The sequence below is a fragment of the Mucilaginibacter sp. genome, assembly GCF_041088075.1.
In the GTDB taxonomy this organism is placed as follows: Bacteria; Bacteroidota; Bacteroidia; order Sphingobacteriales; family Sphingobacteriaceae; genus Mucilaginibacter_A.
This window is the reverse complement of sequence record NZ_JBGCVY010000047.1, coordinates 13,743-38,062: the sequence shown is the minus strand read 5'-3', so window position 1 is coordinate 38,062 and position 24,320 is coordinate 13,743. Positions and strand designations below refer to the sequence as shown.

Genomic DNA, 24,320 nt, shown 5'->3' with positions numbered 1-24,320 from the left:
TAAATTTAGGTTTTGAAAGACGAAGCACCAATTTTTTGCCAGTAAAAACAGTATCGGCAAAAAATATTTTAAAAGTGGCGCAACCATTTCAAACTATTCCTCATCTTGGTAATAAATGATGCTTTTGGAACCCAAACTTACCGAGTTGATTGAAGGATGCCAATCGGGCAAACGGAAAGCGCAGGAAGCACTTTATCGGCTTTTCGCTTCCAAAATGCTGGGCGTTTGCCTACGTTACGCAACCGATAAAATGGAAGCCGAAGACATGTTGCAAAACGGGTTTATCAAAGTGTTTGGCAAGATCAAAGATTACCGGGGAGATGGCGCTTTTGAAGGCTGGGTAAGGCGGATTATGGTTCATGCCGCAATCGAGTATTACCGCAAAAACCATAAATTGATGCAACTGGTAGAAATTGGTTTGGCAGGAGAAGGACAATCGGTACATGCGGTTGCAACCAATAGTTTGGAAGCGAAAGATTTGCTGGCGATGATCCAAACTTTGCCGCCCGGTTATAAGTTGGTTTTTAACTTGTATGCCATTGAAGGTTATGCACACAAAGAGATTGCTGAAATGTTGGGCATCAGCGAAGGCGCATCAAAATCACAATTGTCCAGGGCGCGCACAATTTTAAAAGAAATGGTTATTAAAGCAGAAGGGATTCGGTATGAAAATTTCGGATAAAGAATTGGATGAATTGTTTAGCTCAAAGTTGGATGGTTTGGAAGCAGAACCATCGGCCAACTTGTGGCAAAATATTAGCTTTGAATTGGATAAAAAGCCAAGAAAGAAAAGCTTTGTTCCTGCTTTGCGGATTGCTGCCAGTTTGATTGTCGTGCTTTCGGTTGGATTGCTGTTTTTGCAGAAAAATCAACCGGTCAAAAATCAGCTTTCAAAAAAGTTGGTCAAAGTTGAATTGGCAAAAAAAGATCCCGCGATTGAACAGATCGAAAATTTAGGTGATAAAAAGAGCATGCTTCTTTTAGCCACTAAAATTAAGGCGGTAAAAGAAGTACGCGCAATTAAAAAGCCTGGCCGGGTTTCAAATCCAAAATTAGTTTCCAATCCAAAATTGGAAACCATCTATCCTTCAACCCAAACTTTGGCACAAAACAAAACAGAAACCAACCAGCAGCAGGAAATTGCAAATGCTAATATTGCACAAACTAAAATAGCGGTTGTGCCCGATATGGCAACTAAATTAAATGTGCAGCCAGAAATTGAAACACAGGAAGCACCGGTTAACAAACCTCAAATTTTGCCTGTTAAAAGAAGCATCCCAGCAACAATTGGCAAACGCAAAGGCATCCGGAATATGGGCGACCTAGTAAACTTGGTGATGGCCAAAGTGGACAAACGCAATGATAAACTAATCGAATTTTCAGACAGTGATGACGGCGACGAATCCAATATCACCGGCATTAACCTGGGCATCATCACCATTAAAAAAGAAAAATAATACCATCTAAATTATAACTGATATGAAACGTTTATTAATTACCGCAATGTTCTGCGGGCTGTTTACAACTGTTTTTGCACAAACCAAAACAGATTCTGCAAAAACCAAAACAGACACCGTAAAAATTAAAAAGAAAACTTTTAAATTGATTATCGGCGGCGATACCAAAACTAAAGAAGGCGTAAAGATGGTTGAACCTGAAGCGGCAATACAAACATCGCATTTTAACTTTGGCCTTACCTTTTCGCGTTTCGATTTGGGCTTTGCGCGCTTGGTAGATAACGGCAGTTTTACGCTTTCACAAAAAAACCAATTTTTGGATTACAAAGGCGGCAAAACGGCTTATGTTGGTTTTGATGTTTTGCAATTGGGCTACCGCTTTAACCCGTATTTTAAAATTTACCTGGCCGGAGGTTTTGATTGGACTTTGATCCGTTTGCGGCAAAACATTACGATTCTTGAAAATCTATCAGAATTAAACTTTCGTAACGAACCTATAAACTTCAGCAAAAACCGTTTTTCTTCCAGCTATCTCCGCATCCCTTTGGCCTTTGATTTTAGGACAAAAGATGACAAGCGCGGCAACAAGTTTCATTTTACCGTTGGCCCCGAAATTGGCTTTTTGTTGAATGGAAAAGTGAAACAGATCAGCGATGAAATGGGCAAAAAGAAGTTTTACGATAACTATCATTTCAAGCAGTTCCGTTACGGCTATTACGCCCGCGCTGGTTATAAAAACTTAGGTTTGTTTGTAAAATATTATGGAAATGATATGTTTGAAAACAGCCCGGACCAAAACGGTTTGAAAAACTTGAACTTTGGGCTGACGTTTGGGTTGTAGGAAGTTTAAGTTATTTAAACCGATAGGCAATGCTAACCTGAAAAGTGTTATTTGCTTTTCGATAAGCCCCCAAATCATTGCTAATTTTATAAGGCGTCAATAACTGGTAATTGCTATTTAAATCAAACTGGTTTACGTGAAAGCTTATTCCACCAGTAAACCCAAAGGAAACTTTGCTAATGTTAGTGTTATTGAGAGCTTTGTTAATTTCCTTGCTATGATAAACTGTGTCTCGCAGATCTGCAATAGTACCAAGTTTGCTACTTATATTTTTTTGTTTTAAAGATAGGCTGATAACAGGCCCAGCCCTTAAGCTAATTGTTTTAGAAATTCTGTATTCTAAGTTTAACGGTATATCAAGTACCAAAAGTTTACGAGAATCAATAATTTTAAAAGAAGGCAGGGAATCGGGGCGATAATAACTTGGATGTAAATATTCTCCGGAAATACGTTTATAACTATTGATCCGAATCCCTGCGTTAACCAGCCATCGATTATTCAAAGCATAAGAACCAACTCCGCTAAAATAAAAGCTAACGTTGTTACTTGTATTTACCCCAATTTCTAAACTGAAATTATAAGTTGGTGAAAAAAAAGCATTTGCCTTTTTTCCTTTTGCTGTATTCTTAGATTGTTTAACATTTGATTTGCTATTGGCTTTAAGTTGGTTCTTGTTTTTTTGAACTATTGTTGCAATTGTAGGTACTTGTTTAAACTTAGCTATTTTATTTGCTGAATCTTGAGTGATAGATCGTCTATTAATAGTCTTGCTATATTCATCAGCATTCTTTCCATTTAAGTAGCGGTCTTTACTTGTGATTTTATCCACACTATCAGTTGGCTTCACATTTAACTTTGTTCCCGTTTTTACAATTGAGTTAGTTTGAAACCGATTTCGTTTTTTAACACTAACAAAAGGGATTAACATGTTAGAAGATATTAAGGTTGTTTTTTTAGCTGAGAATACTTTAGGTAAGCTATTATTACCTGTCAAAGCTTTAATCTTGGTTGCTGAATTTAAAGCGGTCGTTTCTGCCCTACCAATTGTAGTGCCTTGTTTATTAGGATAAATTGTAGCGTTGCTATATTCAACAATACGGTTGTTTTTTAATGGTAAATTATTAATATCAACAATATTTTTGTGCGTACTATCAAAACTTATTTTATCATGTTTTGGAGTGTCTAAATGCATTTGTTGTTTCGTCTTTTGATTCTGAATATTCTGAGGTTTCATATATTGGGGAACATAAAAGTAAACGGTCGCACTAATTATAGCTATTAACGGTATTAGGTAGCTAAGCAAGGAAACAATTGAAGTTCCAAAAGGCTTATCACTGCTTCTTCCTACAGTATTTATTTCAGGCATGTGTTCGTCAAGCAGCTTTTTCATGTTGGTCCATGAGGATTTGCTATCCTGCTGAACTGGAAGCTCATCCAACTTTTTACGCCAAAGTTTCTGATACCATGCTGAATTTTTCATTTTGCCTTATTTGGGTTTTCAGTAGGTTCATTAACATTTTTATTAGCTGGTTCTAATATTGCCCTAAGCTGTTTTTTGGCTTCTGATAAATGCCACCGGGATGTACTTTCACTAATTTGTAACTGTTCTCCAATTTCTTTATGCGAATAACCATCTATAACAGAAAGGTTAAATACAAGTTGTGTTGCAGCAGGTAACAGTCGGATTGCTTTTACTAAATCCTGCGCATAAAGTTTATCCAGTATTTCTGGTGTTATAAATAACGTTGCTGTTTCTTCTTCTTTTTTATTGATCTCCTGAAATTTCGCTTCTTTTCTACCCAAATCAATACACGTCCTGACCATAATGGTTCTAATCCATGCAGCCAGTTCTCCTTTTTGCATATCAAAAGTGCTTATATTTTGAAATACTTTTAAAAATCCTGCATTAAGCGCTTCTACAGCCAGTTCATTAGATTTTAGGTAGCGGTAGCAAAGCTTAAGCATTTCAGCATAAAAAAGCTTGTATAAATCTTCCTGCGCCGATCTTTCATTAGCCTTACATCTTTTGACAAGACGGGAATCCTGCTTAGCAAATAGGTTCATTTAATATGTTAAGAGTACCCGTATTCATTCTATTCTATCTAACCATACGTAGTCAAAAGCAAAAACGCTGGGATAAAACTGTACTTTTTTTAGCAGTATTTTTTGTTCTTGCAATTCAAAAGTTACCCAACGTTTGTTTGCAGTCAGCCGTAATTCTTTATAAAGCATGAACTATTAAAACCATTATGTATCATCAGGAAAGTTACAAACGGCATGGCAATTGGTATAACCAGCAATTTCCTACAAACAAATCAAAAGTTGATCATTATCATAAAGCAAAGCTGTCAGATGAGGGAACAGTTTCCCGTTGGCTTCAACAAATATTCTTTAGTTGCCTGGAACCTTTGCTGCAAGACCGGAAGCAGGACTGGCTGACTGTTGGTGATGCCTATGGATTTGATGCCCAATATATTTTGTCTAAAGGAAGCAATGCACTTGCTACTGATTTGAATATTGATTTTTTAAAAGTAGCAAAACAAGAAGGCGTAGTGATAGAGTGCGCCGCTGAAAATGCAGAAAAGCTTTCTTTTAATAATAGTGAGTTTGATTATGTGCTTTGTAAAGAATCTTACCATCATTTTCCAAGGCCTTATGCTGCTCTTTATGAAATGATACGGGTAGCTAAAAAAGGAATAGTTATTATCGAGCCTCAAGATCCCGTATCCAAAATGCCCCTTTTATTGTTACTCAATAATTTACTGCCCTCCAAAAGCCGATTATTACAGAAAGTATGGAAGAACCGGTTTTCTTTCGAGCCCGTCGGTAATTTTGTATATAAAGTATCTGAAAGGGAATTTGAAAAATTTGCAGCAGGCTTAAATCTGCCTCTTGTTGCATTTAAAAGAATCAATCCAAACTTTTATTTCCAAGGAGCAGAAAACATTAATACAGGTACAATGAACAGGAAAATATTGTCGATCCAAACAAAAAAGTGTTTTTTAGACTTGTTGGTAAAACTTAATATAGTACCGGCACAAGTATTATCTACAGTTATCTTTAAAGAGGCTCCTAATAACAATATTGTTGAACAATTAAAAATTAAAGGATACAGTTTGGTTACCATTCCCATAAATCCTTATATTAAAGCGTAACAATCTTTAGTTCGTTTTCTCTTTCATCCCTTTTATAACTAAAAATACCAATTAAACCGGATTTTTAGTTTTCTGTATCTTTACCGCATGGCAGAAGCAATACCTTTTTTACAGGTAAAAAATGTAACCAAACTATTTTCGGGCGAAAAAATATCAGGTGTTAAAAATATTGAATTAAGTATTTCGGAAGGGAAAATTACCGCAATTATCGGTCGAAGCGGAAGCGGAAAATCTACTTTACTGAATTTGATTTACGGATTGCTGGTTCCGGATGAAGGTGAAATTATTTTTGAAGGAGAAAAAGTTTGGGGGCCGGATGTAAAACTGATTCCAGGCCACGACCAGATGAAAATGGTTACCCAGCAATCGGATCATTTAAACCATTACGCCAAAGTTTGGGACAATGTAGCTTCTTTGCTGCCCAATACCAACCTCGATTATAAATCCACAAAAACAACAGAAGTATTGCAGCAGTTGCGTTTGCTAGATTTGAAAGAAAGGCGCATTGCCGATCTCAGCGGCGGCGAACGCCAACGTGTTTCTATTGCGCGTGCTTTAGTTTCCAACCCAAAAGTTTTATTGCTGGATGAACCTTTTAACCAGGTTGATGCTTCTTTTAGGGAAAATTTACAGCAGGATATCCGGCGAATTGTTGCTGAAACAGGGATAACGGTGATTTTAGTTTCGCACGATCCGCAGGAAGTATTATCGCTGGCGGATGAATTGGTGGTTTTAAAAGATGGCGAAATTGTAGAAGTTGGAAATCCGCAGCAACTTTATCAAACCCCTAAAAGATTATACACGGGAATGTTGCTGGCCAACGGTACTGTTTTTAGTGGCATAAAAGCAGCACCGTTAGGAATTGTTACCGATGCAAAAACGGTAATGGTTTATGCAGAAGATATTTATGCCGATAAAAACAGTATCAAAAACTTATGCACCATTGAAGCAGTTTTGTTTAAAGGGTTTTACGAAGAACTGATTTTAAACAAAGATTCGATAACTTTAAAAGCAATCAACCTGCAAACCGGAGCATTTAAAGTTGGTGACCAGGTTTCTATTTCCATCAAAAAGTTTTTAACTTTTGATGAAGATTTTACCTAAATAAAATACTCAAATAAATTATTGTCGTTGTTGATCTCCTTGTAATCAAAACGGTTTTCTTTCATCCGCTGGATCAAAGAATCATAATCTTCGCGGTCTTTCAATTCGATACAAACCAAAGCCGGTCCGCTTTCGCGCTCGGTTTTCTTTACAAATTCAAAACGGGTAATGTCATCTGTTGGGCCAAGTACTTTATTGGCAAACAATTTTAATGCGCCCGGCCGTTGCGGAAAACGAACAATAAAATAATGTTTCAGCCCTTCATACAGCAACGAACGTTCTTTAATTTCCTGCAAACGGTCAATATCATTATTGCCGCCGCTCAAAACGCAAACCACTTTTTTACCAATGATCTTTTCCTTGCAAAAATCTAATGCTGAAACAGACAAAGCACCGGCAGGTTCGGCAACGATCGCATCATCGTTGTACAATTTCAAAATGGCGGTGCACACTTTTCCTTCGGGGATGAGCAGCATTTCATCCAGCGCTTCTTTACAAAGCTGGTAAGTTAACGAACCTACACGTTTGACAGAAGCGCCATCCACAAATTTATTAATGCTGTCCAAAGTAACAGGTTGGTCGTTTTTAAGTGCTTCGTGCATCGAGGGGGCGCCTTCCGGTTCGGTTCCGATTAATAAAGTATGCGGTTTTTCTTGTTTAAAATAGTTACCGATGCCGGCAAAAAGTCCGCCGCCGCCAACCGGCATAATCAGCACATCAACGTCTGGCAATTGCTGTAAAATTTCTACGCCTACAGTTCCCTGTCCTTCAATCACTAAAGGATGATCGAATGGCGGAATAAAAGCCATCCCGTGTTTTTCGGTGTACAAAAGTGCTTCCTTCAAACAATCGTCAAACGTATCGCCTACCAAAACCACTTCTACATGGCCGTTCCCAAACATTTTGGTTTGGTTAACTTTTTGTTTTGGCGTGATTTCGGGCATAAAAATAATGCCGTTCGTGCCCAATTTATTGCACGAATAAGCCACGCCTTGTGCATGGTTGCCCGCACTGGCGCAAACCACGCCTTTGTTCAACTGCGTTTGGCTTAACTGGCTGATTAAATTATACGCACCACGCAATTTGTACGAACGGACGATCTGCAGATCCTCCCGTTTCAGGTAAACTTCGCATTGGTATTTTTCAGATAAGCGGTCATTAAATTCCAGCGGCGTTCGCTTAACCACACTTTTTAACCGTTCCAGCGCAGCGGCCGAATCAATTTTCACAACTTCTTCTAACAGCATCTTCAGGATAAAAATTTGTTCACAGCATCTAAATAAGCATTGGCCGAGGCACGCACAATATCTGTGCTAAAACCGTAGCCATCGTAACTTTTGCCATCTAAAAGAAGCAACATATCTACGCGGCTAATGTCGTCGCTGCCTCCGTTCATGGCATGGATATTAAACTCTTTTAAGCTTGGTTTTTTGCCGATAATGCTTTCAATCGCGTTGATCGTGGCATTTACCGGGCCGTTCCCGGTGGCAGTAGCCTGCTTTTCCCGGCTGCTGATTTCCAGCGTAACCGTTGCTTTCGGAACCGAATCTTCGCCCATTACCACGTTCAGCGTTTTCATTTTGATGCTGCTTTCGTTGTAGTTTGCTTCGGTGCCGTCACCCATTAAAGCAAGCAAATCGTTGTCGGTAATTTCTTTTTTCTGATCGGCCAGGTTCAAAAAACGGTCATATACTTCGTTTAGGTTCACTTTTTCGATGAGGTAACCCAAACGTTCCAGGTGATGTTTCAGCGCATGTCGTCCGCTTCGTGCAGTCAAAACAATTTCTGCGGAAGGAATGCCCACATCCTCCGGGTTGATGATTTCATAGTTCTGGCGGTGCTTTAAAAACCCGTCCTGATGGATTCCCGAACTATGCGCAAAAGCATTTTTGCCCACAATCGCTTTGTTGGGCTGCACCGGCATGTTCATCATCCGGCTCACTTTGTTGCTTAAATTATAAAAGTGTTTGCTGTTGATGTTGGAGTGCAGGTTCAACGTTTGATGCACTTTCAAAATCATGGCAACTTCTTCCAGCGAAGTATTGCCCGCACGCTCGCCAATGCCGTTGATGGTGCATTCAATTTGCCTTGCGCCGTTTTGAATGCCGGAAATAGAATTCGCGGTAGCCAAACCCAAATCGTTATGGCAATGAACCGAAATAATAGCCTGTTCTATATTTTTTACGTTTTGTTTGAGATATTTTATCCGCGCGCCATACTCGTCCGGCAAACAATAGCCATTCGTATCCGGAATATTAACGACGGTTGCACCGGCAGCAATTACGGCTTCAATCATGCGCGCTAAATAAGCCAAGTCGGCACGGCCGGCATCTTCCGCGTAAAACTCCACATCTTCCACAAACGATTTGGCGTATTTTACCGCTTCCACACCACGGGCCAGAATCTCATCTCGCGTACTATTAAATTTATATTGGATGTGCATATCAGAAGCGCCAATCCCGGTATGGATGCGCGGCCGTTTTGCATATTGTAACGATGCCACTGCCGAATCAATGTCGCCTTTATTGGCGCGGGTTAAAGCGCAGATAATCGGTTCTTTAACCGCTTTAGACAGTTCGACTACGCTTTGAAAATCGCCCGGACTGGAAATCGGGAAACCGGCTTCAATCACATCAACACCCAACAACTCCAGTTCCTGCGCAATTTCAATCTTTTCTGAAGTTGTCAACTGGCATCCGGGCACCTGTTCGCCATCGCGCAGCGTGGTATCGAATATGTAAATTCGGTTTTGGTCGTGTAACATGGTTTTGTTTTTTTTTGAAAGTATCAAGTATTTAGTATCAGGTATCAAGATTGAACAGCTTAAAGGCCGTCTTGATACTTGATACTAAATACTTGATACTCCTTATAAGCTATAAATCTTAATCTTTTATAATCGGCGTACCACTCGCCGTTGCGCTGGTAGTACGGTTGCAATTGTTGGGTAATTTCTTCCAGGATTTGCTGCCGATGTGCTTCTTTTATGCCTATAAAAAAGTCGGAAGCAAACATGGTTAGCCATTTTTTTACACCTTCTGCCTGGTCCTGCAATAAAGTTTCCCGATCAAAATGAGCGGCGTAACTTACTTTAAAACCGGCTTTTTCCAATAAGGTAGCATATTCGCCAACGGAAGGAAAAAACAGATAATCCATTTCGGCCTGCTGCTGGTAACCTTGTTGGATTAAAACTTTTCTCAACGTCGAAATCATCCAGCCAACGTTTCCTTTTCCGCCCATTTCGGCAACAAACCGTCCGCCCGGTTTTAGTGCCATAAAAACAGCATGCATCATTTTAAGCTGATCTTCGGCCTTGATCCAATGCAAAACCGCGTTAGAAAATATGGCGATAAAAGAAGCATCGAAACCTAAATCCGTTGCATCGGCCACTTTAAAATCCGTTTGCGGATAGCTTTGTTTTGCTTTCGCAATCATTTCCGCCGAACTGTCAATGCCCAAAACTTCGGCACTTGCTTCGCGAATGGCATTGGTGAGATAACCAGAGCCACAACCTAAATCCAGGATTTTTTCTCCGGGTTTTGGTTCGAGCAAATCCAGCACGTTCTCGCCATATTTAAAAACGAAATCGTGTTTCTGGTCGTACAGTTCGGCGTTCCATTTCATAGCGTTACGGGTTGTTGCAATTGTTCCAATATTTTTTGTCCCATTTGTTCTGTGCCCAAAACTTTGGTTACGTCGTTTTTTGAGTTGGCAATATCCGAAGTGCGGTAACCGTTTTTCAAAGTTTGCTCCACCGCCTGCGTTACTGTTTTTGCTTCTTCTTTCAGGCCGAAACCAATTTCCAACATCAGCGCAACGGATAGGATGGAGGCCAGCGGGTTTGCCAAATTCTTACCAGCAATGTCGTGCGCCGAACCATGGATCGGTTCAAAAAAACCGGTACCATCGCCAACAGAAGCGGAAGCCAGCATGCCCATCGAACCGGCAATTTGCGAGGCTTCATCGGTTAAAATATCACCAAACAAATTGGCCGTTAAAACCACATCAAATTTCTTTGGATTTTTGACCAACTGCATGGCCGCGTTATCAATAAACATATGTTCGGTTTCCACGTCCGGATATTCTTTCGCGATTTCCTGAACCGTTTCGCGCCATAATCTGGAAGATTCCAGCACGTTTGCTTTATCAACCGAACACACTTTGTGCCGACGCAGGCGTGCCGCTTCGTAAGCTTTTCGGGCAATCCGTTCAATTTCGTAACGGTGATAGATCATCAAATCGGAAGCTGTATGGCGGTCTACTGATCTTTTTTTCTCACCGAAATAAACATCGCCTGTCAGTTCACGAAAGAACAAAATATCCGTTCCTTTTAAAATTTCGGGTTTCAAACTGGAAGCATCCAACAATTCATCAAATAATAAAATCGGGCGCAAATTGGCGTACAAACCCAATTCTTTCCGAATTTTTAACAAGCCTTGTTCCGGCCGAACTTTTAAAGAAGGATCGTTATCGTATTTGGCATGGCCAACCGCGCCAAACAAAATGGCATCGCTGTTTTTAGCTTTTTCCAGCGTTTCGTCAGGCAGCGGGTTCCCGGTCGCTTCAATTGCCGCGTGGCCCATCAGGGCAGAATCGAAAGTAAATTCGTGGCCAAAATTCGTGGCAATTTGTTCTAAAACAGCTTTTCCCCAGGTTGTAACCTCGGGCCCAATGCCATCACCTGGAATAATTAAGATATGTTTTGTTGCCATTTTTTGTTGTTCTTTTTGTCCTGAGCTTATCGAAGGATTTTTGTTCTGTCATTTCGACCGTAGGGAGAAATCTTCTTTCAATCAAATTATCTTTCTTTCAACCCAACACCAATTTTTATGCGATAAAAGAAGCATTACAACTTATCGCTTTGAAGAAGATTTCTCCCGGCGGTCGAAATGACAAAACGTCCTTTTGCGCCTGTCAAGGGAAAATTAAATCACCTTACTCCGTTCATAAGTTGCAATCCAATCCTTGTTGTTCAGCACATAATCAATATCATCGTAACCATTTAACAGACAAGCTTTTTTATAAGGGTTGATCTCGAAGTTTTCCTGTTCGCCGGTGCTGCAAATTTTGATAAATTGTTGTTGCAGGTCAACTTCCACTTCCGTATGCCGGTCTTTCGCTACTTCTGTAAAAATCCGGTTTAAAAATAAATCGCTTACCTGCACCGGAAGCAAGCCATTATTCAAAGCATTGCCTTTAAAAATATCTGCAAAAAAACTGCTGACTACTACATCAAAACCATAATCTGCAATTGCCCAAGCTGCATGTTCGCGACTGCTACCGCAACCAAAGTTTTTACCGGCAACCAAAATTTTACCTGTATAAAATGGATTATTTAAAATGAAATCAGGTTTTGGATTGCCGGTGATGTCAAAACGCCAGTCGCAAAACAAGTTCTGACCGAAACCTTCCCGCGTTGTAGCTTTTAAAAACCTTGCCGGAATAATCTGGTCGGTATCGATGTTTTCAACTTGTAGCGGTACTACAGTTGATTGTATGTGTTTGAAAATTTTAGTGGCCATTTTGTCTGAACCTGAATTTGTGGAATTGTAGAATTATTAGAATTTTACTTGCTTTCGTAACTACTGCTTTTGATTTTTAGAATTTTACTTGCTTTAGTAACTGCTGCTTTTAAATTTTTTATTAAGTAATCTTTTAAATTGAAGACTTTTGCTGCCAAAATTTATCAATAGGCCGGTTTCCATGTTGTATGCTTCGAGGTAATTTAGGGCTTGTGCCAAGTGTACATCTTCTAAATTGATGACTGCTTTTAACTCAACCATGATGGAATCCTCTACAAAAAAATCTACCCGCCTTGTTCCGATATGTTCGTATCTGTAATAGATAGGCATTTCCATTTCTCTTTGAAATGTTAATCCTGCCAAACCCATTTCAATCGCCAAAGCTCTTTGATAAATAACTTCCTGAAAGCCATTGCCAAGAGCCGAATGTACACGCATAGAACAACCAATTATTTTACCAGTACAATCATTGAAATCTTCAGAAGTCCTTTTTTGGTTATCCATCTGCCAAAAATTCTATCAATTCTAAAATTCCACAAATTCCGGTTCAGACAGCATCTCCCTAACATCCGTAACCCTCCCCGTAACCGCCGCCGCCGCCGCTGTCAACGGACTCGCTAAAAAAGTACGTGCATTTGGCCCTTGTCTTCCTTCAAAGTTTCGGTTGGAAGTGGAAACACAGTATTTTCCGGCGGGAATTTTATCTTCATTCATACCCAAACATGCGCTGCAACCAGGCTCACGCAGGAAAAACCCGGCGGATTCAAATATCTTGTCTAAACCTTCGGCCATCGCCTGCAACTGAACTTGTTTTGATCCCGGAACAATCCAGGCCGTAACGTGCGGCGCTTTTTCGCGGCCTTTTACAAACTCAGCAACCTGTCGTAAATCTTCAATGCGCGAATTGGTGCAACTACCGATAAAAACATAATCAATCGGTTTGCCCAGGATTTCGGTATTGTCCTGCAAATCCATGTAATCCAACGCTTTTTGATACGAGTTTTGCTCGTGCTGCTCGAATGCTTCTTTTGCGGGTATATTTTGGGTGATGCCGATGCCCATTCCCGGATTGGTTCCGTACGTGATCATCGGTTCGATATCGGCTGCATCAAATGATAAAACCTCGTCAAAAACAGCATCTACATCAGAATACAAAGTTTTCCACCAAGCTAATGCTTTGTCCCAGTCTTCGCCTTTTGGCGCAAACTCTTTGTCTTTTACATAATCAAAAGTTGTCTGATCGGGCGCAATCATTCCGCCGCGCGCGCCCATTTCGATGCTCATGTTGCAGATCGTCATGCGGCTTTCCATACTTAAACTTCGGATCGTATCGCCGGCATATTCTACAAAATAACCTGTGCCGCCGGCAGCAGAAATCTTAGAAATGATGTACAGGATAATATCTTTCGCGCCAACGCCAAACGGCAGTTTCCCGTTCACTTCAATCTTCATTTGTTTGGGTTTGGATTGCAGCAGGCATTGCGTGGCCAAAACCTGTTCTACCTGCGACGTGCCGATGCCAAAAGCTATCGTGCCAAAAGCGCCGTGCGTGGAAGTATGGCTATCGCCGCAAACAATGGTTTTTCCGGGAACGGTAATGCCCAGTTCTGGTCCAATCACGTGTACAATTCCCTGATAAGGATGGCCTAAACCATACAATTCCACGCCAAATTCTGCACAGTTTTGGGTCAGCATATCCACTTGTTTGCGCGAAAGTTCTTCGCGGATCGGCTGGTCCTGGTGCAACGTCGGCACATTATGATCTGCCGTTGCAACCGTTTGTCTGGTGCGAAAAACCGGAATCTCACGGGCACGCAATCCATCAAAAGCTTGCGGACTGGTTACTTCGTGAATAAAATGTGTATCAATGTATAAAACATCCGGGAAACCTGCCGAACGGTTTACAATATGTGCATCCCAGATTTTATCAAATAATGTTTGTCCCATTTTCTTTGAGTTTTGTGTCATCAGTTGCGAGTTGCTGGTTCTTAAAGATGTTGAATTGATGCTGTTTTTATCAACCTAAAACTGGCAACTCGAAACAGATGACTTACAACCTTCTTATGCTTCCACTTCCTGATTTTCAGGGCGAAGACTTCTCACTGTTTTGCCGGCTTGCCAGATTTCGCTGTCGCGGAGTTCTGCTAATTCTGCATCTAATTTTTCGCGGTAATCCGGCTGGCTGTTCGAGTCGATGGAGCGTTGCGATTCCTTTCCGGCTGCTACGCTTTCGTACAATTCTTCAAAAACCGGTTTGGTGGCATCACGGAATTTCTTCCACCAATCCAACGCGCCGCGCTGGGCCGTGGTCGAGCAATTGGCGTACATCCAATCCATCCCATTTTCTGCAACTAAAGGCATTAAGGATTGCGTTAATTCTTCCACCGTTTCGTTAAATGCTTCGGAAGGCGAGTGGCCTTTACTGCGTAAAACATCGTATTGTGCCGCAAAAATCCCCTGGATACAGCCCATCAAGGTGCCGCGTTCGCCGGTCAGATCGCTGTAAACTTCTTTTTTAAAGTTGGTTTCAAACAAATAACCGCTTCCCACGGCAATGCCTAACGCAATCACACGCTCAAAAGCGTTGCCGGTTGCATCCTGAAAAATGGCGTAGCTGGAATTTAAACCGCGGCCTTGCAAAAACATTCGGCGCAAAGAAGTGCCGGAACCTTTTGGCGCAACCAAAAATACGTCCACATCTTTTGGCGGAACGATGCCAGTTTGCTCCTTAAAAGTAATACCAAAACCATGCGAAAAATACAAAGCTTTGCCAGGCGTTAAATGTTTTTGCACCGTTGGCCACAATTTAATTTGGGCAGCATCACTCAAAAGGTAGCAAATTATTGTTCCTTTTTCCAAAGCTTCTTCAATTTCAAAAAGCGTTTCGCCTTCTACAAAACCATCGCGGACTGCTTTGTCCCATGATTTTGAATTTTTACGCTGACCAACAATCACGTTAATGCCATTGTCTTTTTGGTTAAGCGCCTGTCCGGGACCCTGAACGCCGTAACCAATTACAGCCACAGTTTCATTTTTCAATACTTCCTGTGCTTTAGATAAAGGGAATTCTTCGCGGGTTACTACATTTTCTTCCGTAGTGCCAAAAGTTAATTTTACCATTTTTTTGTTTGATTTTTATGATTGCACCGATTTTTTTGATTACACCGATGCTTGGTTTCTGTTTATTGATTGCTCTGATTTTTATGCCAATGCTTCTTTTACCGCACTAAATTTAGGCTGATAAAAGAAGCATCGTTTTTGTTTTTATGCTAATACCTCCAACTTCACACCTTTTCTGCTAATACTTCTTTTATCAGCCCAATTTTATGTTGATAAAAGAAGCATCATTTTTATTTTTATGCTGATGCCTCACACCTTTTCTGCCAATGCTTCTTTTAGCACACTAATTTTAGGCTGATAAAAGAAGCATTCAGTTATGAAACTTTTATTAAGCTGAAAGCTGATTGCTGACAGCTAAAAGCTTAACTACTACATCGTAAAAACCTTGTCGCGCTTACTTAGATACTCGTTTTCGCTCACTTCCTGTCCGGGTTCCAATTGCTCAAATTCGCGCAGTTTCCGGTTAAAGCCTTCGCTGCTCTTAATGATGGCAATACGTGCGCTTCGCACAAATTCAATCAAACCAAAAGGCTGCAACGCATAAAGCAAATTGTCGGTTTCGGTGCGGTGGCCGGTGGTTTCAAAAACGGTATAATCTTTTCGGATCACGACGGCACGTGCGCCATGTTCGCGCAGCAAACGTTCTACCAAAACTTTTTCGGCAATGGTATCGGTCGGCACTTTGTACAAAGCCATTTCCTGCCAGATAATTTCATCGTTGGTATGATAATAAACCTTTAAAACTTCTACCTGCTTTTCAATCTGGCGCGACAGTTTGCGCACCACTTCTTCCGTTTCGTTCAGCACAATATCAAAACGGTGAATGCTGTCAATCTCGGAAGGCGAAGTGTTCAAACTATCAATATTAATTTTGCGCCGCGTAAAAATAATGGCGATGCGGTTAAGCAAACCAATCTGGTTTTCGGTGTAAACGGTGATGTTATATTCCTGTTTTCCAAGTGTTTCTATAATGCCCATAAATTTGATTTCGTTTGATGCCAACCTTTTGCCTTTATCCTTTTACCTTCCAGCCTCTAAACCTCACTTCAACCTGATTTCACTAACACTGCAACCTTGCGGCACCATCGGGAAAACATTGTTTTCTTTGGTAACCATTACTTCCAGCAAGTAAGAACCTTTATGCTCCAGCATTTCTTTTAACGAAGATTGTAGTTCTTCCCGTTCCGAAACACATTTGCCATCAATACGATAAGCTGCTGCAACTTGCACAAAATCAGGACTTTGAATATCTACAAAAGAGTAACGTTTCTCGTTGAACATATCCTGCCATTGCCGCACCATTCCCAAAAAACGGTTGTTTAAAACGATCATTTTAACATCAATGCCGCATTGCATAATCGTTCCCAATTCCTGGATCGTCATCTGGAAACCGCCGTCTCCTGATACCGAAACTACCGTTCGTTCCGGCGCGCCAAATTTTGCCCCGATAGCTGCTGGCAAGGCAAAACCCATCGTGCCCAAACCACCGCTTGTGATGTTGCTGCGGGATTTGTTAAATTTTGCATAACGGCAGGCAACCATCTGATGCTGACCAACATCGGTTACAATAATTGCTTCTCCATTAGTTAACTCGTTTAATTGGTTGATGACTTCGCCCATTGTTAACTCGCCGGATTTTGGGTGAAGTTCGGCATCAATTACCGCTTCCACTTCTTTTTGCTGATATTCTTTAAAAAGTTGCAGCCATTCGGTATGCTTCTTTTGCTGGCATAATTTAGTTAATAAAGGAAGCGTTTCCTTGCAATCGCCCCAAACCGGAACCGTTGACTGTACGTTTTTATCTATTTCCGCCGGGTCAATATCCAAGTGAATAATTTTGGCTTGTTTTGCGTATTTATCCAAACGGCCGGTTACGCGGTCGTCAAAACGCATCCCGATGGCAATTAAAACATCGCATTCGTTGGTCAAAACATTCGGGCCGTAATTACCGTGCATGCCCAGCATCCCAACGTTCAGTTCGTGATCGGTTGGAATCGCGCTTGCGCCCAAAATTGTCCAGGCCGAAGGAATATTTGTTTTTTCGATAAAAGCCTGAAATTCTTTTTCCGCTTTCCCTAAAATTACGCCTTGCCCCCAGATCACAAAAGGTTTTTTTGCCTGATTGATAAGCTCGGCTGCCTGCTCAACATATTCATGCCGAACAATTGGTTTCGGGCGGTAACTGCGGATGTGGTTGCATTTGATATACCCTTCAAAATCAAATTTTTGTATTTGGGCATTTTTGGTGATATCAATTAAAACCGGACCGGGACGACCGCTTCTTGCAATGTGAAATGCTTTCGCCATCACTTCCGGGATTTCGTTCGCATCCGTTACCTGGTAATTCCACTTAGTAACCGGCGTGGTAATGTTGATGACATCCGTTTCCTGAAAAGCATCCGTGCCCAGCAAATGCGCAAAAACCTGTCCGGTGATACAAACTAAAGGCGTACTATCTATTTGAGCATCAGCCAAACCGGTGATCAAATTGGTTGCGCCCGGTCCGCTGGTGGCAAACACCACGCCCACTTTTCCTGAGGAACGCGCATAACCTTGCCCCGCATGGATGCCGCCTTGTTCGTGCCGCACCAAAATATGGTTTAGCTTCTCTTTGTAATCGTACAACGCATCGTAAATAGGCATAATGGCACCGCCGGGATAACCAAAAATGGTATCTACACCTTCGGCAATCAAGCCTTCCAACAGCGCGACAGAGCCGGAAACGTGCGTGGTTTTCTTAACTTCGGGCAAGGTCAATAGTTCTTCTTGTGCTAATTCCATAACGGTTAATCTTTTTAAAGAATTTTTATAATGCTTCTTTTATCGGTATATTTTATAGATCGGTTACGCAGCCTTCGGCCGCGGTTGATACTTGTTTGGCATATTTGTATAAAACGCCTTTGGTTGCTTTTAAGGAAGGCTGTTTCCATTGCGCGCGTCGGTTTGCTATTTCTTCATCCGAAATCATTAATTTCATGATCCGACTATTGGCATCAATTTCAATCCGGTCTTCATCTTTTACCAAAGCGATCAAACCGCCATCAAAAGCTTCTGGGGTGATGTGTCCAACCACAAAACCATGCGTTCCGCCGCTGAAACGGCCATCGGTAATTAAGGCAACGCTGCTACCCAAACCGGCGCCAAAAATGGCCGAAGTTGGTTTCAGCATTTCCGGCATTCCCGGTGCTCCTTTTGGCCCAACATTTCTGATGACAACCACGTCTCCGGCTTTCACACGTCCGCTTTGAATGCCGTGGATCAGTTCAAATTCGCCATCAAAAACCCGTGCCGGTCCTTCAAAACGCTCGCCTTCTTTTCCGCTGATTTTGGCAACGCTTCCGCCTTCCGCCAGGTTTCCGTAAAGAATCTGTAAATGTCCGGTTGTTTTAACAGGATTTTCTGCGGGAAGGATGATCTTTTGCGTATCAAAGCTCAGTTCCGGAACTGCTTCTAAATTTTCTGCAATTGTTTTTCCGGTTACGGTCATGCAACCGCCGTGCAACCAGCCTTTTTTGAGCAGGTATTTCATCACGGCCGGTATGCCGCCAACTTTATGCAGGTCGTCCATCATGTATTTTCCGCTTGGTTTCATATCTGCCAAAACCGGGATTTTATTGCTGATGGTTTGAAAATCATCTTGCGTTAACGGCACATCCACGCTTTTTGCCATCGCAATTAAGTGTAAAACCGCGTTGGTTGATCCGCCTAAAACCATAATCAACACGATGGCATTTTCAAAAGCTTCACGCGTCATGATGTCGCTTGGCTTGATGTCTTTTTCCAGCAAAATTTTGATCGCTTTTCCGGCAGCCAGACATTCGGCATCTTTTTCGGGACTGATCGCCGGATTGGAAGATGAATAAGGCAAACTCATGCCCAAAGCCTCAATCGCCGCAGCCATCGTATTGGCCGTGTAAATGCCGCCGCAGGCACCAGCGCCAGGGCAAGCATTTTTGATGACTTCCTTGAAATCAAAATCATCAATTGTTCCGGCCAACTTTTTCCCTAAAGCTTCAAAAGCCGAAATGATGTTTAAATCTTCACCTTTATAATGACCCGGTTTGATCGTTCCGCCATAAACCATAATGGAAGGACGGTTTAAACGGCCCATTGCCATGATGGAACCCGGCATATTTTTATCACAACCCGGAAGCGCGATCACGGCATCGTAATATTGTGCGCCACAAACGGCTTCGATAGAATCAGCAATAATATCGCGGCTTACCAAAGAATAGCGCATCCCGTCGGTTCCGTTGCTCATGCCATCGCTTACACCAATCGTGTTAAAAATTAAACCGACTAAATCTTCCTGCCAAATACCTTTTTTTACAATTTGCGCCAAATCGTTCAAGTGCATGTTGCAAGTATTGCCATCGTAGCCCATACTGGCTACGCCAACCTGCGCTTTTTGCATGTCATCATCGGTCAGGCCAATCCCGTAAAGCATCGCCTGCGCCGCAGGCTGCGTTGGGTCTTGCGTAAACGTTTTGCTGTAACTGTTTAACTCTGTTTCTTCTTGTATTGCTGTGTTTTCCATTGGTCAGGAAGATGGCTTGTCTGTTTTTGTGATCTGTTTCTGAAAAAAACTATTTACAACAATTTTTAAACCTATATTAAATAGCAGTTAATATTTGCCAAGCATTTTCAGTAGCTATTTGTAAGGTAGAGACTTGATCGGTTTATACCAATACCAAAAATAAAAAAATTAAAAAAGTATTTAATAAGGATAAAAGTAATTAAACAGAATAAAATATGCCGATAAAAGAAGTATTGCTTTATTTTATTTGGATGCTGCTATACCAAAGTTGAAAATGGTATTCGGTATAGATTTTTTGATTGTCCTAAAATTTGCGTTTTTCTGCCTAAAATGAAGCATCAGACGAAAAAACTGAAATAAAAGCCCATAAAAAAACCCAGCCAGGCAGCCAGGTTTTATACCGATAAAAGAAGCATATTAATGTACTTCCACGCCTTCGGCCAAAAGCACGATTTTGTTGTTCAGCACTTCGATCACGCCGCTTTTGATAAAAAAAGTTTGCGATTTTGCGCTAGATCGAACCACGATTTTTCCACGGTCTAAAGTAGAAATAATAGGCGCGTGGTTGTTTAATACTTCAAACGAACCCATTGTACCCGGAACGATTACCGCAGTAATTTCTCCGTCGAAAAACTTTTTATCCGGTGTAATGATTTCTAATGTCATTTTTTTAGGTGTGAGGCGTGGGGTTTTGATGTATCAGGTGTGAGGTTACTTTCAAGCGTTTACCTGATACCTCATACCTCATACCTGTTTACTAATCGTTTGCTTCAGCTAATAATTTTTTACCTTTTTCGATCGCTTCTTCAATGCTTCCAACTAAGTTAAAGGCAGCTTCCGGGTATTCGTCCACTTCGCCGTCCATAATCATGTTGAAACCTTTGATCGTTTCTTTGATATCCACCAATACTCCTTTTAGGCCGGTAAATTGCTCAGCTACGTGGAAAGGCTGCGACAGGAAACGCTGCACACGGCGGGCACGGGAAACCGTCAGTTTATCTTCTTCGGACAGCTCATCCATCCCTAAAATCGCGATGATATCCTGCAATTCTTTGTAGCGTTGCAAAGTTTCTTTAACGCGTTGCGCGGTGTTGTAATGCTCGTCGCCCAAAACGGTTTTGTTCAAAATACGCGATGCAGAATCCAAAGGATCCACAGCCGGATAAATCCCTAACTCCGCAATTTTACGTGAAAGTACGGTGGTTGCATCCAAGTGGGCGAACGTGGTTGCCGGTGCCGGATCGGTCAAATCATCCGCAGGAACATAAACAGCCTGAACGGAAGTGATAGAACCGCGTTTGGTAGAAGTGATCCGTTCCTGCATCAAGCCCATTTCGGTGGCCAAAGTTGGCTGGTAACCTACGGCCGACGGCATCCGGCCTAACAACGCCGATACTTCTGCACCGGCCTGTGTAAAGCGGAAAATATTGTCCACGAAGAACAGAATGTCTTTTCCCTGTCCTTCGCCTTCGCCATCACGAAAATATTCTGCAACGGTTAAACCGGATAAAGCCACACGCGCACGTGCACCGGGAGGCTCGTTCATCTGGCCAAAAACCAACGTTGCTTTAGATTCTTTTAATTTTTCTTTATCTACCGATGGCAAGTCCCAATCGCCTTTTTCCATCGAATGCAAAAACGCATCACCATAATTGATAACGCCCGATTCGATAAACTCACGCAATAAATCGTTTCCTTCGCGGGTACGCTCGCCAACACCGGCAAAAACCGATAAACCGGCATAAGCTTTCGCAATGTTGTTTACCAGTTCCATAATCAAAACGGTTTTGCCAACACCCGCGCCGCCAAACAAACCGATTTTACCGCCTTTGGTGTAAGGCGCCAATAAATCAATTACTTTAATCCCGGTAAACAATATTTCAGTTTCGGTAGATAATTCTTCAAATTTCGGCGGCGCATTGTGGATCGGATAACCTTTTGCGTTATCAACCGCGCCAATTCCGTCAATTGCTTCGCCAACCACATTAAATAAACGGCCCTTAATCTGATCGCCAACCGGCATCCGGATCGGAGAACTGGTATCCAAAACAGGCATCCCGCGCAGCAAACCGTCAGTCGAATCCATCGCAATTGTCCGTACCCGGTCTTCGCCCAAATGCTGCTGTACTTCTAATACAACTTTTTGGCCGTTGTCCCTGGTGATTTCCAGTGCGTCAAAAATCTGGGGCAAATGCGCATCATCTGCAAAACTAACGTCAACTACAGGGCCGATAATTTGTGATATTTTTCCAATGTTTGGCATATATGTTTTTTATTTATATAAGCTTTATTAGGCTTTTTTGGACTGCAAAGGTAAGTTTTACCGCCTGCATTTACAATGCTTTAGATAAAGAAATTATTGGCTTTTCTCATGCTTCAACCCAAATTATTTTAAAAAACAAAAAGCTTCTCTTTTAGGCCGATGCTTCTTTTACCACCTAAAAATTGGTGTCAAAGATTCCTTGTTAATACATTCTGTTAAACTTGTTAATACATTCTGTTAAAATTGTGTCGATTTTGAAAAGTTTAAACCTGCCATTGATGCACTCATCAAGTAATTTCAAAAAAATTATAACGGATTAAAAAAGTATGTTATTTTTGCAATCTGTAAAAAAGCATTTGTAGCTCAATTGGATAGAGCATCTCACTACGGATGAGAAGGTTTGGGGTTCGAATCCCTACAAGTGCACACCACCTAAAAGCCTTTTTGGTACAACCGAAAAGGCTTTTTAAATGAAAACTACATGCTTAACTTAGTATTGTTTGGCCCGCCAGGCGCCGGAAAAGGTACACAATCGCAAAAACTGATTGACCACTACCAATTGATGCACATTTCTACCGGCGATATTTTTCGGGCGCACATTAAACTTCAAACTGAATTAGGCAAAAAAGTGAGCCAGTTAATTGCTGACGGACAATTGGTTCCGGATGCAGTTACGATTGCGATGCTGGAAGAAGAAGTAAAGCAAAACCCGCAAGCCAAAGGTTTTATTTTTGACGGGTTTCCGCGCACCGTTCCGCAAGCCGAAGCTTTAGATGCTTTTTTGGCCGGTATAAACGAAAAGATTACAGCCGTAATTGCGCTTGATGTAACCCAGGAAGAACTGACACGAAGAATTGCCGAACGCCATAAAGTTACCAACCGGCCGGACGACGATGCCGAAAAACTAAAAAAACGCATTGAAGAATACTTTACCAAAACAGTTCAAGTTTTACCATATTACGAAGCGCAGGGAAAATTGGACAAAATAAACGGCATCGGAAATATTGACACGATTTTTGCTGATTTATGTAAAGTGGTTGATAGGTTTGAGGTTTGAGGTAGAAGCCATCAGCTCTCAGCCGTTAGCCATCAGCTTTGTCCATTGACTATGAACCATTAACCATTAACCTTTCTCCTCAAAACCTTTCACCTTAAACCATGTCTCAAGGCTCTAATTTTGTTGATTACGTAAAAATCAATTGTCGTTCCGGTCATGGCGGTGCGGGTTCGGCGCATTTGCACCGTGATAAACATACGGCAACCGGCGGTCCGGATGGAGGCGACGGCGGCAGGGGCGGACACGTGATTGTAAAAGGAAACGCACAATTGTGGACCATGCTTCACCTTAAATTTCGTAAACATGTGATTGCCGAAAACGGCGGTGCAGGCGGAAGTGCAACCAGCACCGGCAAAAACGGAAAAGATGAAATTTTAGAAGTGCCTTTGGGAACCATCGCCAAAAATGCAGAAACCGGCGAAGTTTTATTCGAGATCACGAAAGACGGCGAAACAAAAATATTAACACCGGGCGGCCGTGGCGGTTTGGGCAATTGGCATTTTAAATCGGCCACACAACAAACGCCGCGTTTTGCGCAGCCGGGCGAGCCGGGAAAAGAGGAATGGAATATTCTGGAGTTAAAAGTGCTGGCCGATGTGGGTTTAGTCGGATTCCCTAATGCCGGAAAATCAACGTTGTTATCCGTAGTGAGCGCGGCCAAACCGGAAATTGCCGATTACGCTTTCACCACGTTGGTTCCGAATTTGGGAATTGTGGCTTACCGCGATAACAAATCTTTTGTGATGGCCGATATTCCAGGGATTATTGAAGGCGCATCAACCGGAAAAGGGTTGGGGTTTCGTTTTTTGCGGCACATCGAACGCAATTCGGTTTTGCTGTTTATGATCCCGGCGGACACTAACCGGACGTTGAAAGAAGAGTACGAAATTTTACTGCACGAACTGGAAGAATACAACCCGGAGCTGATGCAAAAGCCACGCGTTTTGGCCATCACCAAATCTGATTTGTTGGACGAAGAATTGCAGGCAGAATTAAAAAAAGAGTTGCCCGAAAACATTCCGGCAGTTTTTATTTCCTCCGTTCAGCAAAAAGGTTTAACGGAATTGAAGGATTTGCTGTGGAAAGCGATCAACGCTTAACATACTTCTTTTACTGGGATAAATTTGGTGCGTTATGTTTTTGTCATGCCGAAATTTTTTCGGCATCCCACAAGCAAGGTCTCGTCCGTGGAAGAGGGATCCTGAAAAAATTTCAGGATGACTAACTTGATGCTTCTTTTATCGGCGTAAAACTGGTTTTTGTCATG

Annotated in this window: 22 protein-coding genes and 1 tRNA gene; 8 read left to right on the top strand and 15 right to left on the bottom strand. The window is 41.8% G+C overall.

Annotation, left to right across the window (positions count from 1 at the left end; all coding sequences use genetic code 11):
* Positions 1-118: 118 nt before the first annotated feature.
* From V5804_RS11555 to V5804_RS11545, 3 genes are read left to right on the top strand one after another with little or no spacing between them, the layout of a single operon-like run.
* A complete protein-coding gene (locus V5804_RS11555) occupies positions 119-682 on the top strand; it encodes an RNA polymerase sigma factor (RefSeq protein WP_369591603.1) in 564 nt (187 codons plus the stop codon).
* Complete coding sequence (locus V5804_RS11550) at positions 666-1,457, top strand: hypothetical protein (RefSeq protein ID WP_369591542.1); 792 nt, start codon at positions 666-668, stop codon at positions 1,455-1,457. The genes V5804_RS11555 and V5804_RS11550 overlap by 17 nt, the downstream gene beginning before the upstream one ends.
* A 22-nt stretch (positions 1,458-1,479) precedes the next feature.
* Positions 1,480-2,298, top strand: a complete 819-nt coding sequence (locus V5804_RS11545; RefSeq protein ID WP_369591541.1) for an outer membrane beta-barrel protein — start codon at positions 1,480-1,482, stop codon at positions 2,296-2,298.
* Between the two features lie 10 nt (positions 2,299-2,308).
* Here V5804_RS11545 and V5804_RS11540 read toward each other — a convergent pair whose 3' ends face one another.
* Positions 2,309-3,778, bottom strand: coding sequence for a hypothetical protein (locus tag V5804_RS11540; RefSeq protein ID WP_369591540.1), 1,470 nt, complete (start codon positions 3,776-3,778; stop codon positions 2,309-2,311).
* Positions 3,775-4,362, bottom strand: coding sequence for an RNA polymerase sigma factor (locus V5804_RS11535; protein ID WP_369591539.1), 588 nt, complete (start codon positions 4,360-4,362; stop codon positions 3,775-3,777). Before V5804_RS11535 ends, V5804_RS11540 begins: the two co-directional genes overlap by 4 nt.
* A gap of 185 nt (positions 4,363-4,547) precedes the next feature.
* On the opposite strand from V5804_RS11535, the gene V5804_RS11530 reads away from it, so the two are divergent.
* Both V5804_RS11530 and V5804_RS11525 read left to right on the top strand, forming a co-directional pair.
* Positions 4,548-5,453: a class I SAM-dependent methyltransferase gene (locus V5804_RS11530; RefSeq protein WP_369591538.1), complete on the top strand. Its 906-nt coding sequence runs from the start codon at positions 4,548-4,550 to the stop codon at positions 5,451-5,453.
* Between the two features lie 87 nt (positions 5,454-5,540).
* Positions 5,541-6,557 (top strand): ABC transporter ATP-binding protein, encoded by a 1,017-nt coding sequence (locus V5804_RS11525; RefSeq protein WP_369591537.1) that lies wholly within the window; start codon positions 5,541-5,543, stop codon positions 6,555-6,557.
* Here the strand turns inward: V5804_RS11525 and ilvA are convergent.
* The 13 genes from ilvA to atpD all read right to left on the bottom strand — a co-directional run bounded on the left by ilvA (position 6,554) and on the right by atpD (position 21,996).
* Complete coding sequence (ilvA, locus tag V5804_RS11520; protein ID WP_369591536.1) at positions 6,554-7,804, bottom strand: threonine ammonia-lyase IlvA; 1,251 nt, start codon at positions 7,802-7,804, stop codon at positions 6,554-6,556. The genes V5804_RS11525 and ilvA overlap by 4 nt on opposite strands.
* Positions 7,805-7,806: 2 nt before the next feature.
* Positions 7,807-9,321, bottom strand: coding sequence for a 2-isopropylmalate synthase (locus V5804_RS11515; protein ID WP_369591535.1), 1,515 nt, complete (start codon positions 9,319-9,321; stop codon positions 7,807-7,809).
* 59 nt (positions 9,322-9,380) lie between these two features.
* A complete protein-coding gene (locus V5804_RS11510) occupies positions 9,381-10,178 on the bottom strand; it encodes a trans-aconitate 2-methyltransferase (RefSeq protein ID WP_369591534.1) in 798 nt (265 codons plus the stop codon).
* Entirely contained in the window at positions 10,175-11,266 is a 1,092-nt protein-coding gene (leuB, locus tag V5804_RS11505; protein WP_369591533.1) for a 3-isopropylmalate dehydrogenase, read from the bottom strand. The genes V5804_RS11510 and leuB overlap by 4 nt, the downstream gene beginning before the upstream one ends.
* A 213-nt stretch (positions 11,267-11,479) precedes the next feature.
* Positions 11,480-12,076, bottom strand: a complete 597-nt coding sequence (gene leuD / locus V5804_RS11500) for a 3-isopropylmalate dehydratase small subunit (protein WP_369591532.1) — start codon at positions 12,074-12,076, stop codon at positions 11,480-11,482.
* A gap of 93 nt (positions 12,077-12,169) precedes the next feature.
* Positions 12,170-12,580 (bottom strand): GxxExxY protein, encoded by a 411-nt coding sequence (locus V5804_RS11495; protein ID WP_369591531.1) that lies wholly within the window; start codon positions 12,578-12,580, stop codon positions 12,170-12,172.
* Positions 12,581-12,601: 21 nt separating this feature from the next.
* Complete coding sequence (gene leuC, locus V5804_RS11490) at positions 12,602-14,023, bottom strand: 3-isopropylmalate dehydratase large subunit (RefSeq protein WP_369591530.1); 1,422 nt, start codon at positions 14,021-14,023, stop codon at positions 12,602-12,604.
* Positions 14,024-14,137: 114 nt separating this feature from the next.
* Entirely contained in the window at positions 14,138-15,196 is a 1,059-nt protein-coding gene (gene ilvC / locus V5804_RS11485) for a ketol-acid reductoisomerase (protein WP_369591529.1), read from the bottom strand.
* A gap of 369 nt (positions 15,197-15,565) precedes the next feature.
* Positions 15,566-16,174, bottom strand: a complete 609-nt coding sequence (gene ilvN / locus V5804_RS11480) for an acetolactate synthase small subunit (RefSeq protein WP_369591528.1) — start codon at positions 16,172-16,174, stop codon at positions 15,566-15,568.
* Positions 16,175-16,237: 63 nt separating this feature from the next.
* On the bottom strand, positions 16,238-17,977 hold the full coding sequence (ilvB, locus tag V5804_RS11475) for a biosynthetic-type acetolactate synthase large subunit (protein ID WP_369591527.1): 1,740 nt from the start codon (positions 17,975-17,977) through the stop codon (positions 16,238-16,240).
* A gap of 52 nt (positions 17,978-18,029) precedes the next feature.
* The gene (ilvD, locus tag V5804_RS11470) at positions 18,030-19,733 is read right to left on the bottom strand and encodes a dihydroxy-acid dehydratase (RefSeq protein ID WP_369591526.1); all 1,704 of its coding nucleotides are present in this window, start codon (positions 19,731-19,733) and stop codon (positions 18,030-18,032) included.
* A gap of 417 nt (positions 19,734-20,150) precedes the next feature.
* On the bottom strand, positions 20,151-20,399 hold the full coding sequence (gene atpC / locus V5804_RS11465) for an ATP synthase F1 subunit epsilon (RefSeq protein WP_369591525.1): 249 nt from the start codon (positions 20,397-20,399) through the stop codon (positions 20,151-20,153).
* Between the two features lie 91 nt (positions 20,400-20,490).
* Positions 20,491-21,996, bottom strand: coding sequence for a F0F1 ATP synthase subunit beta (gene atpD / locus V5804_RS11460; protein WP_369591524.1), 1,506 nt, complete (start codon positions 21,994-21,996; stop codon positions 20,491-20,493).
* 352 nt (positions 21,997-22,348) lie between these two features.
* Here atpD and V5804_RS11455 point away from each other — a divergent pair.
* The 3 genes from V5804_RS11455 (at position 22,349) to obgE (ending at position 24,153) form a co-directional block, all read left to right on the top strand.
* Positions 22,349-22,422 (top strand) — tRNA-Arg (locus V5804_RS11455).
* Between the two features lie 55 nt (positions 22,423-22,477).
* Entirely contained in the window at positions 22,478-23,053 is a 576-nt protein-coding gene (locus V5804_RS11450) for an adenylate kinase (protein WP_369591523.1), read from the top strand.
* A gap of 101 nt (positions 23,054-23,154) precedes the next feature.
* Entirely contained in the window at positions 23,155-24,153 is a 999-nt protein-coding gene (gene obgE / locus V5804_RS11445) for a GTPase ObgE (protein WP_369591522.1), read from the top strand.
* Positions 24,154-24,320 lie beyond the last annotated feature (167 nt).